Annotated in this window: 15 protein-coding genes and 1 tRNA gene; 8 read left to right on the top strand and 8 right to left on the bottom strand. The window is 56.6% G+C overall.

The window, feature by feature from the left end:
- Together AQS70_RS02900 and AQS70_RS02895 are read right to left on the bottom strand one after the other, a co-directional pair.
- Nucleotides 1–1280: GAF domain-containing protein (locus tag AQS70_RS02900; protein WP_156354974.1), on the bottom strand; the 1280-nt coding region annotated here is incomplete at its 3' end.
- Nucleotides 1277–1474 carry a hypothetical protein gene (locus AQS70_RS02895; RefSeq protein WP_055101431.1) on the bottom strand — a complete coding sequence of 66 codons (198 nt, stop codon included), beginning with the start codon at nucleotides 1472–1474 and terminating at the stop codon, nucleotides 1277–1279. The genes AQS70_RS02895 and AQS70_RS02900, both read right to left, overlap by 4 nt.
- Before the next feature lie 170 nt (nucleotides 1475–1644).
- On the opposite strand from AQS70_RS02895, the gene AQS70_RS23055 reads away from it, so the two are divergent.
- Nucleotides 1645–1890 (top strand): DUF1272 domain-containing protein, encoded by a 246-nt coding sequence (locus tag AQS70_RS23055; RefSeq protein ID WP_082428022.1) that lies wholly within the window; start codon nucleotides 1645–1647, stop codon nucleotides 1888–1890.
- A gap of 148 nt (nucleotides 1891–2038) precedes the next feature.
- Here the strand turns inward: AQS70_RS23055 and AQS70_RS02890 are convergent, their stop codons facing one another.
- From AQS70_RS02890 to AQS70_RS02870, 5 genes are all read right to left on the bottom strand, one after another.
- Nucleotides 2039–2509 (bottom strand): hypothetical protein, encoded by a 471-nt coding sequence (locus tag AQS70_RS02890; protein WP_055101430.1) that lies wholly within the window; start codon nucleotides 2507–2509, stop codon nucleotides 2039–2041.
- A 167-nt stretch (nucleotides 2510–2676) separates the two neighbouring features.
- Nucleotides 2677–2752 (bottom strand) — tRNA-Phe (locus AQS70_RS02885).
- Nucleotides 2753–2856: 104 nt separating this feature from the next.
- Nucleotides 2857–3129: an oxidative damage protection protein gene (locus AQS70_RS02880; protein WP_055101429.1), complete on the bottom strand. Its 273-nt coding sequence runs from the start codon at nucleotides 3127–3129 to the stop codon at nucleotides 2857–2859.
- Nucleotides 3126–4193 (bottom strand): A/G-specific adenine glycosylase, encoded by a 1068-nt coding sequence (gene mutY / locus AQS70_RS02875; RefSeq protein ID WP_055101428.1) that lies wholly within the window; start codon nucleotides 4191–4193, stop codon nucleotides 3126–3128. The genes AQS70_RS02880 and mutY overlap by 4 nt, the downstream gene beginning before the upstream one ends.
- Nucleotides 4190–6409, bottom strand: coding sequence for an AsmA family protein (locus tag AQS70_RS02870; protein WP_055101427.1), 2220 nt, complete (start codon nucleotides 6407–6409; stop codon nucleotides 4190–4192). Before AQS70_RS02870 ends, mutY begins: the two co-directional genes overlap by 4 nt.
- Nucleotides 6410–6701: 292 nt before the next feature.
- On the opposite strand from AQS70_RS02870, the gene AQS70_RS02865 reads away from it, so the two are divergent.
- From AQS70_RS02865 to AQS70_RS02835, 7 genes are all read left to right on the top strand, one after another.
- Nucleotides 6702–8363 (top strand): OFA family MFS transporter, encoded by a 1662-nt coding sequence (locus AQS70_RS02865; RefSeq protein WP_055101426.1) that lies wholly within the window; start codon nucleotides 6702–6704, stop codon nucleotides 8361–8363.
- Between the two features lie 150 nt (nucleotides 8364–8513).
- Nucleotides 8514–9107: an imidazoleglycerol-phosphate dehydratase HisB gene (hisB, locus tag AQS70_RS02860; RefSeq protein WP_047272898.1), complete on the top strand. Its 594-nt coding sequence runs from the start codon at nucleotides 8514–8516 to the stop codon at nucleotides 9105–9107.
- Nucleotides 9107–9745 carry an imidazole glycerol phosphate synthase subunit HisH gene (hisH, locus tag AQS70_RS02855; RefSeq protein WP_055101425.1) on the top strand — a complete coding sequence of 213 codons (639 nt, stop codon included), beginning with the start codon at nucleotides 9107–9109 and terminating at the stop codon, nucleotides 9743–9745. The genes hisB and hisH overlap by 1 nt, the downstream gene beginning before the upstream one ends.
- The gene (locus AQS70_RS02850) at nucleotides 9745–10005 is read left to right on the top strand and encodes a DUF2164 domain-containing protein (protein ID WP_055101424.1); all 261 of its coding nucleotides are present in this window, start codon (nucleotides 9745–9747) and stop codon (nucleotides 10003–10005) included. The genes hisH and AQS70_RS02850 overlap by 1 nt, the downstream gene beginning before the upstream one ends.
- Before the next feature lie 39 nt (nucleotides 10006–10044).
- A complete protein-coding gene (gene hisA / locus AQS70_RS02845; protein WP_055101423.1) occupies nucleotides 10045–10782 on the top strand; it encodes a 1-(5-phosphoribosyl)-5-[(5-phosphoribosylamino)methylideneamino]imidazole-4-carboxamide isomerase in 738 nt (245 codons plus the stop codon).
- 10 nt (nucleotides 10783–10792) lie between these two features.
- Nucleotides 10793–11563 (top strand): imidazole glycerol phosphate synthase subunit HisF, encoded by a 771-nt coding sequence (hisF, locus tag AQS70_RS02840; protein WP_055101422.1) that lies wholly within the window; start codon nucleotides 10793–10795, stop codon nucleotides 11561–11563.
- Nucleotides 11564–11750: 187 nt separating this feature from the next.
- Nucleotides 11751–12506 (top strand): substrate-binding periplasmic protein, encoded by a 756-nt coding sequence (locus tag AQS70_RS02835; protein ID WP_055101421.1) that lies wholly within the window; start codon nucleotides 11751–11753, stop codon nucleotides 12504–12506.
- A 51-nt stretch (nucleotides 12507–12557) separates the two neighbouring features.
- Here AQS70_RS02835 and AQS70_RS02830 read toward each other — a convergent pair.
- The coding region (locus tag AQS70_RS02830; RefSeq protein WP_162233865.1) for a divergent polysaccharide deacetylase family protein at nucleotides 12558–12844 on the bottom strand (287 nt) is incomplete at its 5' end.

Here is a 12844-nt window from a genome sequence, read left to right as displayed (position 1 = left end):
AGACTCATGGCTAACAAGCCGCTGGCAATGACTTTGTAGGCCGCGGCCGGTGCATAGAGCGCCGATAAGCTGTGGGTTGAGAACACCGGCTGGTGACTGTGTTTGAGCCACTGGTACAGGTCGCGAATCTGCTCGGTGCTTGGGCATTGTCCGTACTGATGCAGCACGTTGCCTTCAATGATGGCCACACCGGTGGCTTGCGTCAGGCCCATCAACTGTTGGTGTTCCTGTGCCAAGCCGTCGAACACGCTCTCAGAGCCCTGCACCATCGCGCTATTGAGATGCACCAAAGCGTCCAGTTTGGCTTCACGCTGGTGGTTGATCTCTAGGGTTTGCAAGGCGCTGATTTGCAGCGATAGCACTTGGCCGATGGTTTGGCATGCCATGCGCAGTTCGTGTGGCACGTGCAGCGGCGTGCGATGGCCGCAACTGATCAAGCCCCACAAGCGCTCGCCATCCATCAGCGAGATACTCATGGAGGACAGCACGCCCATGTTTTTCATGTACTGGCAGTGGATCGGCGACACGCTGCGCAACGTTGCTGCACTAAGGTCCAGCGGCTGTTGAGTGTCGGGGCGCAACCGTGGCACCAGCTCTACCGGTGTGTAGTCGGCGTTAGGGATGATGCGCAGCCAATGCGTGCGATACAGCTCGCGCGCCTGCTCGGGGATGTCAGAGGCGGGGAAGAACATGCCTTTGAACAACTCCATCGACGCAGACGAGGCCTCGGCGATCACCTGACCGTGGCCTTCATCTTGAAAGCGATAAATCAGCACCCGGTCATAGCCCGTCAGCGCCTGAATTTCTTTTACGCAAATGTCGTACAGCGCGGGCAGGGTTTTGGCGGCCTGCAGGCTTTGCAGCACGCGGCTAAGGTTGCGGACCTTGGCCATCGTATTCACCCGCTCAGCATCATCGGGCTTTAACTCAAGCTCCAGAATCAACAAGCCATTGTCTCGATGTAGCAACCCTTCGTACTGGACACCTTTTAGGCTCAGTTCCACAGGCGGTACATCGACGTGCCCAGCGCAGTGCGCGGCCTGCTTAACGAGGGTTGCGGCTTGTGGGCCGGTCAACGTGCACAACGGCTGATTCAACAGCACGGCAGGTGACAGGCCAAACAGGGTTTGGACATTGGCGCTGATTTGCTGGATGTGCAGATCCGGCTCAGACAGGGTCAGTAAAAGGCCATGGGGCTGAATAGCGCCAGGAAAGCGAATCGGTTCGTCGGCGCAATTGCTCAGTAAGGTTTCAAAAGTTTGAGTCTCTAGCGGATTCACAACAGCACCTCCTCGCGTTCGAGCCGACGCTCGAAACAGCTAAAAGTTGAACAGCCAGCGTCAAGGGCTTCATTGCGGCACAATGCCAGTACGCTGGTGTTAATGTTCAGCGCTTGGAGATCTTGCTCCAGCGCGCGGGTGTTGAGTTGGGTGTGTAGATCAAATCCTGGCGGGGTATGAGTGTCCTGTGCCATGCGGTGTTTCGGGGCTCTCTGTGTGCGCTAAAAAATAGGCGCTCATGACTATCTGAATCCAGGCTGTCAAAAAAGTGCAATTATTTTGCTATGCCGGTTGTCAGTTGGTTTTCTGAAAGAAGCGTCTTAACTAAAAAGAAAATTATTGTCCTGATTACGACGAGGTGCCCATGCTCGAGTTACGTCCCAGTTGTGAATGTTGTGATTGCGACCTGCCGCCTGAGTCTGCTCAAGCGCGGATTTGCTCGTTCGAGTGCACTTTTTGTGCGACGTGCGTGGAGCAAAAATTAGGCGGGCTGTGCCCTAACTGTGGCGGCGAGTTATTGCAGCGCCCGCGCAGGCCTGCGAACAAATTGGCAAAGAATCCGCCGTCTAGCGTGCGGGTGCACAAGCCTGAGGGATGCCTCACCCGTTGATCGTTACCCCGCTGAAGGAGCGAGCGATCTTTTAAGATCAAAAGATCGCGAGCAAGCTCGCTCCTGCAGGCAGTCGCAAAATCTTGGAGGAGCTGCCGCAGGCTGCGATCTTTTGACCTTCCGGCAGATCAGGACATCGCTACAAGATTTACTCCGATCTGCGAGCGTTGCGCTCTTGCAATAAACGCGAGGCATCGACGTAGGCTTTCTGGAACGCTGGTGTTTCGATCCAGGCCACGGCGCTGTCTTCGTCATCGCCGTGAATGGCAATGCGGTATTCGATCAACAACCCCATCAGGAAGTCAGTGGCGGGTTCTTCTTCCTCTTCCGAAATCACTAACTCCAGCACCGGATATTGCAGGAATACCGTGCACATCGTTTGCAGATTGATGGCTTCAGCGGCTTTCATGACTTGGAACAGGTCATCGTAATCGGCCGGGTCAAAGCCGTTATCGAGGATGTCTTGGAAGTTGAACGTGCTCAGGTCGATTTTTACGTCATCGAACGGATGGTCGAGCCACTGGGCAGCCGAGGTTTTAGCGGGCTTGCCGATGCGGTTCTGCTTGGCTTTAGATTTAGCCCGCTGCGCGTTCTTTTGCTGTTTTTTTGGCGATGACATTGGAAGGTGGTGTCCTTGCAGGCTGAAGAGAGGATTGAACCTCATCTCTTTGCAATCGCCAAGAGAGGTGGCGGCTCAGAAGAAAAATCGCACCCAATAAAAAACCCGCACTAGGCGGGTTTTTTAATGGCTTTGGCGTGGTGTGAACACCACATCAAAGCTGAATGTGGTGCCCAGAGACGGAATCGAACCGCCGACACGGGGATTTTCAATCCCCTGCTCTACCGACTGAGCTATCTGGGCAACGGGGCGCATTAGAAGCTTTTTCCGAGGTTCCGTCAAACACTTTTTTCAAAAAATTTTAATTATTACCGTCGCTTACGGGCCAAACCCTTTAAAACCGGGGTTTACTCGCTCGGCGGAACGTAGCCTTCGGCTTTGGCATATTCTTCGCCGCTGAAGAACTTATCCATCTCGCCCTGCAAATATTTTCGATCTTCGGCGTTCATCATGTTCAAACGCTTTTCGTTGATCAGCAATGTTTGGTGTTTTTGCCAATCCGCCCACGCTTTGGCCGAGACGTGGTCAAAAATGTCCTGACCTTTGGCGCCCGGGAATGGGGCGCGCTCAAGAGCGGGCAGTTCTTCTTTGTATTTGCGGCATACGAGGGTGCGGGTCATGAGGTTTCTCCTGCGTGTATTAGGTCGGCTGCGCGTTTGAGCAGCTTCTTCACTGGGGCAGCAAGGCCCAAGCGCGGCGGGGTGGCGAGGTTATACCAAAGCCAGTCAGCCTCGGCCACGTGATGGCCGTAAGCGTGGACCCGGATCAACCACGGTTCAATCGCCAGTTGGAAGTGGCTAAAGGTGTGGACGAGACCGGGCAGTTCTTGTTGCGTGCCTAAGGCGAGTGAGTGTTGTTGTACCAGGGCCGCGATGTCATCGAAGTCATCTAGCTCTGGCAAGCTCCACAAACCGCCCCACAAGCCGGTCGATGGGCGACGGTAGAGCAGAATCTCGCCCTCGGCATTGGCCAGCAACGGCATCAGCGTACGTTTTTGCGGGATGGTTTTGCGAGGCTTGGGGATCGGATAGCGTGTTTCCAGGCCCAGCATGTGCGCTTCGCAGTGGTGTTCCAGTGGGCACAGCAGGCAACTGGGCTTGCTGCGAGTGCAAAGCGTGGCGCCCATGTCCATCATTGCTTGGGTGTAAGCGTTGACGCGGTCGTAGGGCGTGAAGCGCTCTGCAGTGTTCCACAGTTGTTTGGCGACTTTGGGCTCGCCCGGATAACCTTCTTGCGCGGTAAAGCGCGCCAATACCCGTTTGACGTTGCCGTCGAGGATGGGCGCGCGCAGACCCATGCTCAAGCTGGCAATCGCCCCGGCAGTGGACAGGCCGATGCCCGGTAGTTCGACCAGCTTTTCAACGTCCCGCGGGAATTCGCCGGCGTACTGCTCGACGACGATTTTCGCGGTCTTCTGCAAGTTGCGGGCGCGGGTGTAGTAACCCAAACCTGTCCACAGGTGCAGCACTTCGTCTTCAGGGGCTGCGGCCAAGGCTTCGACCGTTGGCAACGACGCCATAAACCGGTCGAAGTAGTTGAGCACGGTGCTGACCTGAGTCTGTTGCAGCATGATTTCTGACACCCACACCCGATACGGGGTAATGCCCTGTTGCCAGGGCAAATCGTGGCGGCCGTGGCGGTCATACCATTCCAGCACCGCACTGGCGAACTGCTCATCTCTCATCGTTTAAACAGCCCTTTGAGCGCGTCCTTGAGTTCCGGGCTGACTTTATCGCCCAGTTTCTCTTCAAGCTTTTCGCTCAGTTTGTTGCCAGCCATTTTGGCGGCGACTTTGCCTAAACCTTCTTTGTCCAGGCGGCAGGCTTTGGCGCCTAGCTCCAGCGGGCCACGGCAGCGCAAGGGCAGCTCGATACCGACAAAGTTTTTACCCACTTGGCAGGCCGGGTCCGGCATTGGGCGGGTGTCACCTTCAACGGTGATGCCGATGCGGTAGTCCATACCCAGTACGCGCAAGTCGATGTCGCCATCGCCTTTGACGCTCAGGCCGGGGATGCGCACAACCAGGTCTTGGTTGCTGGCCACGCCGTTACGGAACACCAAGCTGCCCTTGAGCTCATTGAACGGCGTGTCTTTACCTTGCGGGGCGCCACTCAGGGTTTTGCGGTTGAGGGTCGAGATGGCTTTGCACAGTTGCTGTTCAATGTTGGCATTGAGCAATACGCCGTTGTTGAGGACGAAGCTGGCGGTGCCGTTGAGGCTTTGAATCAGGGCACGTTGGCTGTCACCGCTCGCGGTCACGTTGCTGTTGAGGGTCAGCAGGCCGGTCACAGGGGGTGTTTGGCCCTGGCTCTGTAGGATTTTCTCGACGGGCACGTTATTGATGCGAGTTTGCAGCTTGGCCCGCGGCACGTCGGGTTGCACATCAAGGCTGCCATTGGCAGCAAACGTACCTTTGTAGAGGCCGCCGCTCAGGTTCTCAAGGGTTAAGACGCCTGCTTTGCTGTTGGCTTTAAGCGCGGCGTTCTGGATCGGCAGTTTGCTGAGGGTCAGTTGGCCAAAGCTCACATCGGCAGTTAGGTCCAGCGCTTTGAGGCGGGCGATAGGTAGCAGCTTGCTGGTGCTCCAGCCGCTTTGGGTAGGTGCGTCTGGCAGAGGGCTGTCGCCCGAGGCGGTCAGCGCGCTGTCTTCACTGCCTTTGACTTCGGCCTTGCGTGCGGCGGTGGCGCCGTTAGCTTCGTCGGACTTAGGCGGCAAGTAGCGATCGGCGTCAAACGTGTCGCCTTTAAGTTGAATACGCAGGGCTTGCTTGGCGAAGTCTTCGATAGCGATGCGACCACTGAAGGTGCTGTCATCGACGTTCAGTTTTAGGTCTTCAAAGGCCACGCTGGTTGGTGTGCCTGCGAGGCGAGTGACCATTTCGAACTTGCTCAGGCTGCCCGGCGCCATCGCTGGCAAAGGATGGCCGATGCTGTCGAGAAACCGGGCCAGATCCAGCTGGGCAATCGACAAGCCGCCACTGATTTGCGGGGTTTTATCGAGGCTGTTGGCTCTGAATTCGCCGAGGGCGCGCAGTTGGTTGGCGGAAATCTTTAAGCTGCTCCATTCGGCGACGTTCGCAGCCATATCCACCAAAAGTTGACCTGAAGCGGAGAAGTTCATGGTCTTGCCTTGCAGCGGCTCGCCCGAAGCTTCGCCCACTACTCTCATGTCTTCAAACTGATAGCGCTTGAGCACGCGGTCATAGCGCAGCTTGCCGTCGAGTTCTGTTTTGACCCGCATGACGGGTTTGTTGGTGCCCAAGAACGCGGTCAGTTTGACCGGGATGTTGGTGGCTTCGTGAACCGGGCCGGTGCTCAACTGAATGCTCTCGGCGCTGAACTGCTGGCCGCTTTGCTCGTCGTTGTATTCAACTCGGGCATTGTTCACGGTCAGGCTGTCGATATCGAGCTTGAGCGGCTGGCTGGCGGCTTGTGAGGCGTCAGTGCCAGGCTGGCTGCTATCGGCCACTGGGGTTTCAGTGCCTGGCGCTGCGGGTGCTGGCTTGCCGATGTCTTCCCAGTTACCACGGCCGTCTTTATCGCGGGTCAGGTGCAGGTTTAAACCTTCAACCCGCACGTCGCTCATTTGCACTTCTTTGCGCAACAGCGGCAGAACGCGCACCGACAACCCCAGCATCTGCAGGTCAGCGAAAGGTTTGTTAGGCGCTGTAAGGGTCGCCACGCTTGCATCGTGCAGTTCCAAGCCAAGCCACGGGAAGAGGCTCCAGCCGATGTCGCCATTGAGGGTCAGCTCAATGTGGGCTTTGTCACGGGCTATCTGGCGGATCTCGTCTTTATAGTCGTTGGGATCGAAAAGATGGCTGAGGGCAAAGCCCAGCGCCACGATGATCAGCAACAACCCGAGAAGCACCAGACCCAGGATTTTGCCGAACGCTTTCATGGGCGAGTCCTTATAAATCTGTGTGAAGGGGAGTTTTTAATTAAGCCGGTGAGTATAGCGCCACGCGGTCGTCGTCTGGGGTTCGATAATATCGGATCAGTTTGCGTCTTAAAGACCACATCAGTATGGGCTTTGGCCTACGCTCAAGTGTTAATCTCCGTCCGTTTACACGGCCTTTTAAGACGCGCTGTCGCGTCTTGAGCTGAGCCCCAAAAAACGGCTGTGCCCATAAGGTGCCAAAGTCGGGGGTTGTGCGTCGCCGGGTAACATTCCATTCATGGGGGAGATAACAATGACAAACAACTCAGCTGCGGGCAGTCATGCCTCACAGCCTGCGTTCCTGTCTAAAGAACGCATTATTGCCAAACCGGGCTTCAACCGCTGGCTGGTTCCGCCCGCCGCGTTGGCCATCCATCTGTGCATCGGTATGGCCTACGGGTTTTCGGTGTTTTGGCTGCCGTTGTCTAAAGCCTTGGGCGTGACCGAACCGGTTGCCTGTGCGCCGGACATGAGTTTTATCGCACAAGTGTTTTCATCGCAATGTGACTGGCCGATTTCGATGCTCGGCTGGATCTACACCCTGTTCTTTATCTTTTTGGGCTGCTCGGCCGCGATATGGGGCGGTTGGCTGGAACATGCCGGGCCACGCAAGGCCGGTGTGGTATCGGCGCTGTGCTGGTGCGGCGGCTTGCTGATCTCGGCGCTGGGCATTTATACCCATCAAATTTGGCTGATGTGGCTGGGTTCGGGGGTGATCGGCGGTATCGGTCTGGGCTTGGGTTACATCTCGCCGGTATCTACGCTGATCAAGTGGTTCCCGGATAAGCGCGGCATGGCGACGGGCATGGCGATTATGGGCTTCGGCGGCGGGGCCATGGTCGGCGCGCCGTTGGCGACTGCGTTAATGGGGCACTTTGCTGGGCCTGATGGTGTGGGCGTATGGCAGAGCTTTGTGGCGATGGCGGCGATTTATTTTGTATTCATGATCGGCGGTGCTTTGTCGTACCGCGTGCCACCGACCGGCTGGAAGCCTGCGGGCTGGACTGCTGAGGCAAAGAAAACCGGCAACGCAATGATCACCAAGCGCCATGTGCATGTGAACGTGGCCTGGAGAACCCCACAGTTTGCTCTGGTGTGGCTGGTGCTGTGCCTGAATGTATCGGCCGGTATTGGCATTTTGGGCATGGCTTCGCCTTTGTTGCAGGAAGTGTTCGCCGGTAAGTTGCTGGGCAACGATCTCTCGTTTAGCCAGTTGGATGCCGTGCAGTTGGGGCAAATCGCAGCCATTGCGGCGGGCTTCACGGGGCTGTTGAGCTTGTTCAACATTGGCGGGCGATTCTTTTGGGCATCGTTCTCTGACTACTTGGGGCGTAAAAACACCTTTTTTGTGTTCTTCGCGCTGGGTTTTGCGCTGTACGCGCTGGTTCCCAACTTGGGCCATTTGGGCAACGTATCGCTGTTTGTGGCTGCGTTTTGCATCATTTTGTCGATGTATGGCGGTGGTTTTGCCACGGTGCCAGCGTACTTGGCGGACTTGTTCGGGACGCAAATGGTCGGGGCGATCCACGGTCGTCTGTTGACCGCTTGGGCGGCGGCGGGCGTGTTGGGGCCGGTGTTGGTCAACTACCTGCGTGAGTACCAACTGAGCATTGGCGTGCCGCGTGCGGCTGCGTATGACATCACGTTGTACATCCTTGCGGGGCTGCTGGTGCTGGGCTTTATCTGCAACTTGCTGGTTCGCCCAGTGGCTGATAAGTACTTCATGACCGACGAACAGTTAGCGGCTGAGCAGGCGCTGGGGCATGACAAAGGTGCAGATGCCACGACTTCGCTGGAGTGGAAGGCTGCGCCGGGCACGCGTCCATTAACCATTGCCGCATGGCTGGCGGTGGGCATTCCGTTGCTATGGGGGGTGTGGATCACCGTGCAGAAGACGGCGGTGTTGTTCCACTAAAACTCGCCACTTATCTGTAAGAGTGAGCCTGCTCGCGATCTTTTAAAGATCAAAAGATCGCGAGCATGCTCGCGCCTACAGGGTTTTTGTTTGCCTGACCCGTGCCTATAATGGCCACCTTTTTCGCCCAATGATTTTGCGGAGCTGGTGATGGCCGAACGTAAGGCGTCAGTCGAGCGCGATACTCTGGAAACCCAGATCAAAGCCTCGATCAACTTGGATGGGACCGGTAAGGCCCGATTTGATATCGGTGTGCCTTTTCTTGAGCACATGCTCGACCAGATCGCCCGACACGGGCTGATCGACCTAGACATCGAGTGCAAAGGCGACCTGCATATCGACGATCACCATACCGTCGAGGACGTGGGTATTACTCTTGGTAAAGCCTTTAGCCAAGCGGTCGGCGATAAAAAAGGCATGACCCGCTATGGTCACGCTTATGTCCCGCTGGACGAAGCGCTGTCGCGTGTTGTGATCGACTTCTCTGGCCGCCCTGGCCTGCAAATGCATATTCCCTACACCCGTGCGACAGTCGGCGGTTTTGACGTTGATCTGTTTCAGGAGTTCTTTCAGGGCTTTGTGAACCACGCCAACGTGACCCTGCACATCGACAACCTGCGTGGCACCAACACTCACCACCAAATCGAAACCGTGTTCAAAGCATTCGGCCGCGCACTGCGCATGGCGATCACGCTGGATGAGCGCATGGCAGGGCAAATGCCATCGACCAAGGGCGTGCTCTGATGCAGACAGTGGCGGTAATCGACTACGGCATGGGTAATTTGCACTCGGTGGCCAAGGCGCTGGAGCACGTTGGTGCCGGTCGCGTGCTGATTACCAGCGATGCCAACGTGATTCGCGAAGCCGACCGTGTGGTGTTTCCGGGTGTGGGAGCGATTCGCGACTGCATGGCTGAAATCCGCCGTTTGGGGTTCGATTCGCTGGTGCGCGAAGTGAGCCAAGACCGTCCATTTCTCGGGATCTGTGTCGGTATGCAAGCGCTACTCGACAGCAGCGAAGAGAACGGTGGTGTTGACTGCATCGGCTTGTTCCCAGGCCAGGTAAAGTTTTTTGGCAAAGATCTGCACGAAAACGGCGAGCATTTAAAAGTGCCGCACATGGGTTGGAACCAAGTGCAACATAAGGTCGATCACCCGCTGTGGCACAGCATTCCTGATCTGGCGCGCTTCTATTTTGTCCACAGCTACTACATCCAAGCGGGTAACCCTCGCCAAGTGGTCGGTGGTGGGCATTACGGCGTTGACTTCGCCGCCGCGCTGGCTGAAGGGTCGCGCTTTGCGGTGCAGTTCCATCCCGAGAAGAGCCACACCCACGGCTTGCAGTTGCTGGAAAACTTCGTGGCGTGGGACGGGCGCTGGTAATGGCGCCGCGCAAGCCTAAGCCGCCGATTCTCACGCTCACACCCGAGCAAGAGAGCGAAGCCACCAGCAAAATTAAACGCTTTATGGAAGACCGCTTCGAATTGGACTTGGGTTCATTTGAAGCGGCTGAAATCCTTGAGCTGTTCACTCGCGAAATCGCGCCGCATTACTACAATCGCGCGATTTTCGATGTGCAGGCGCACCTCAAAGAGAGGTTCGAGAGCATCGAAAGTGACTTGTGGGCGCTTGAAAAGAATTGACTTGCGAGTCTCCGACTCCCGAATTTAAAGGTTTGCCAGATGCTGATTATTCCCGCTATCGATCTTAAAGACGGTGCCTGTGTCCGTCTGCGCCAAGGCCGTATGGAAGATTCCACGGTGTTTTCCGATGACCCGGTGAGCATGGCGGCCAAATGGGTAGAAGGCGGTTGCCGTCGTCTGCATCTGGTTGACCTGAACGGTGCGTTTGAGGGGCAGCCGGTTAATGGCGAAGTGGTCACCGCCATCGCCAAACGTTACCCGCACCTGCCCATTCAAATTGGTGGCGGCATTCGCTCGCTGGAAACCATCGAGCACTACGTCAAGGCGGGCGTGAGCTACGTGATTTTGGGCACCAAAGCGGTCAAGAACCCTGAGTTCGTGGCTGAAGCATGCCGCGCTTTTCCGGGCAAAATCATTGTCGGTATGGACGCACAAGATGGCTTTGTGGCCACTGACGGCTGGGCTGAAGTCAGCGACGTGCAGGTCATCGACTTGGCCAAGCGCTTTGAGGCCGACGGTGTGTCTGCCATCGTTTATACCGACATCGCCAAAGACGGCATGATGCAGGGCTGCAACGTGGAGTTCACCGCAGCGTTGGCCGCTGCCACGAGCATTCCGGTGATCGCTTCAGGCGGCATCCACAACCTGGGGGACATCAAGGCCCTGCTAGACGCCAAGGCGCCAGGCATTGTCGGCGCGATTACCGGCCGTGCTATCTATGAGGGCACGCTGGATGTGGCCGAGGCGCAAGCCTTCTGCGATAGCTATAAAGGCTGAGGAGAACCGCATGGCGCTGGCCAAACGCATCATCCCTTGCTTGGACGTGGATAACGGCCGGGTTGTGAAGGGCGTTAAGTTCGAGAACATCCGCGACGCAGGTGACCCGGTTGAGATCGCCCGTCGTTATGACGAGCAAGGTGCTGACGAAATTACCTTTCTCGATATCACGGCCAGCGTCGACGGGCGCGACACCACGCTGCATACCGTTGAACGCATGGCCAGCCAAGTGTTTATCCCACTGACCGTGGGCGGTGGTGTGCGCTGCATCCAAGACATTCGCAACCTGCTGAATGCCGGTGCCGACAAGGTATCAATCAACACCGCCGCGGTGTTTAACCCGGAATTTGTGGGCGAAGCGGCGCAGCATTTTGGCTCGCAGTGCATCGTGGTCGCGATTGATGCTAAAAAAGTCTCACAGCCGGGTGAGACCCCGCGCTGGGAAATATTCACCCACGGCGGCCGTAAACCCACCGGTCTCGACGCCGTAGAGTGGGCGAAGAAGATGGAAGACTTGGGCGCTGGCGAGATCTTGCTGACCAGCATGGATCAGGACGGTATGAAAAGTGGTTTCGATCTGGGCGTGACCCGTGCCATCAGCGATGCGCTGGGGATTCCAGTGATCGCTTCGGGGGGTGTCGGCAACCTGCAACACTTGGCCGATGGCATCCTTGAAGGCCACGCCAGTGCCGTGTTGGCCGCGAGTATTTTCCATTTTGGCGAATACACCGTGCCGCAGGCCAAAGCCTATATGGCTGAGCGCGGGATTGTGGTGCGCTAATAGCACCTGGCCCATCAGCGCCCGCAATGGGCGCTGATGCTTCAATGTTTTGCCCACTGCATCCGATAAACACTGTGTTTCTGGCGTTCACATACGCCTGCGTGCGGGCGCTCTTGTGTCCAAAGGCGACTGGACAGCTCGCCAAGCCCACGGCACTCTTGGCACACCATGGATTTGGGTGAATGTTATGTTTAAACGTCTGTATCTCTGGCTTACCGGTTGCACGATGTTGCTGGTGAGTAGCGTTTTTGCTGATGAAACTGAAGGCCCATCGCTGGTACTGCTGACAGAAAACTTCCCGCCGTACAACATGGCCAAAAACGGCAAAAACTTTGCGCAGAATCAGAACCTTGAAGGGATTGCTGTCGACATTCTGCGTGAAACATTTAAACGTGCCGATGTGGGTTACAGCATGACCCTGCGCTTCCCTTGGCAGCGTATCTACAACTTGGCCCTCGATAACCCCAACTATGGTGTTTTCGTGACGGCCCGTGTGCCTGAGCGTGAGCACCTGTTCAAGTGGGTCGGCCCGCTCGGCCCAGATGACTGGGTGCTGCTGGCACGGGCCGATAGCCCCGTTGAGCTAACTTCGCTGGAGCAAGCTCGCCCCTACAAAATAGGCGCTTACAAAGACGATGCCATCGCCTTGACGTTGGCCAAGCAGGGGTTTACTCCGGTTATTGTGTTGCGCGATCAAGATAACGCTAAAAAGCTGCAATCAGGGCAAATTGATCTGTGGGCCACGGGCGACCCCGCTGGGCAGTTTTTAGCCAAGCAAGTGGGCATTTCGGGGTTTAAAACCGTATTGCGCTTCAATCAGGCCCAGTTGTACTTGGCATTGAACAAAGAGGTCCCCGACGCGCTGGTGAGCAAGCTGCAGACAGCGCTGGATCAACTCAAGGCCGAGGGCGAGGTAGATAAAATCCGCGCCCGGTATTTGTAATCGTGCACTCCTCCAAAAGATCGCAGCCTGCGGCAGCTCCTCTAGGCTCATTCAGCGGTAAACCCCATTCTTGCCGTGCCCGTCCATGGCTTGATTGCTGCGTACGCTAATCATCTGTTTGATGTCGATCCACTCAATGCCCTGGGCTTTGAGTGTGGGCAATTCGCGCTCCAGCACCGCGAGGGTTTGCGGATAAGGATGGCCGATCATTACCGCTGAGCCGTGGGCTTTGGCGTGTTTGATGGCCGTGTTGAGCTGTTGGGTGATGGCTTCTTCGGTACGAACGTTATCGAGAAATACATCCCGCGAGACGCTCGCCAGACCGATTTTTTGCGCTT

It is taken from the genome of Pseudomonas endophytica (genome assembly GCF_001411475.1).
Taxonomy (GTDB): domain Bacteria; phylum Pseudomonadota; class Gammaproteobacteria; order Pseudomonadales; family Pseudomonadaceae; genus Aquipseudomonas; species Aquipseudomonas endophytica.
This window is presented reverse-complemented; position numbering and strand designations above follow the sequence as displayed.

Excerpts from the sequence above, each read along its gene's own strand:
- AQS70_RS02865 (WP_055101426.1), top strand. The coding sequence starts at position 6,702 with ATGACAAACAACTCAGCTGCGGGCAGTCATGCCTCACAGCCTGCGTTC.
- AQS70_RS02835 (WP_055101421.1), top strand. The coding sequence starts at position 11,751 with ATGTTTAAACGTCTGTATCTCTGGCTTACCGGTTGCACGATGTTGCTG.
- hisF (WP_055101422.1), top strand. The coding sequence starts at position 10,793 with ATGGCGCTGGCCAAACGCATCATCCCTTGCTTGGACGTGGATAACGGC.
- mutY (WP_055101428.1), bottom strand. The coding sequence starts at position 4,193 with ATGAGAGATGAGCAGTTCGCCAGTGCGGTGCTGGAATGGTATGACCGC.
- AQS70_RS02850 (WP_055101424.1), top strand. The coding sequence starts at position 9,745 with ATGGCGCCGCGCAAGCCTAAGCCGCCGATTCTCACGCTCACACCCGAG.
- hisH (WP_055101425.1), top strand. The coding sequence starts at position 9,107 with ATGCAGACAGTGGCGGTAATCGACTACGGCATGGGTAATTTGCACTCG.
- AQS70_RS02870 (WP_055101427.1), bottom strand. The coding sequence starts at position 6,409 with ATGAAAGCGTTCGGCAAAATCCTGGGTCTGGTGCTTCTCGGGTTGTTG.
- AQS70_RS02895 (WP_055101431.1), bottom strand. The coding sequence starts at position 1,474 with ATGGCACAGGACACTCATACCCCGCCAGGATTTGATCTACACACCCAA.
- hisB (WP_047272898.1), top strand. The coding sequence starts at position 8,514 with ATGGCCGAACGTAAGGCGTCAGTCGAGCGCGATACTCTGGAAACCCAG.
- AQS70_RS23055 (WP_082428022.1), top strand. The coding sequence starts at position 1,645 with ATGCTCGAGTTACGTCCCAGTTGTGAATGTTGTGATTGCGACCTGCCG.
- hisA (WP_055101423.1), top strand. The coding sequence starts at position 10,045 with ATGCTGATTATTCCCGCTATCGATCTTAAAGACGGTGCCTGTGTCCGT.
- AQS70_RS02890 (WP_055101430.1), bottom strand. The coding sequence starts at position 2,509 with ATGTCATCGCCAAAAAAACAGCAAAAGAACGCGCAGCGGGCTAAATCT.
- AQS70_RS02880 (WP_055101429.1), bottom strand. The coding sequence starts at position 3,129 with ATGACCCGCACCCTCGTATGCCGCAAATACAAAGAAGAACTGCCCGCT.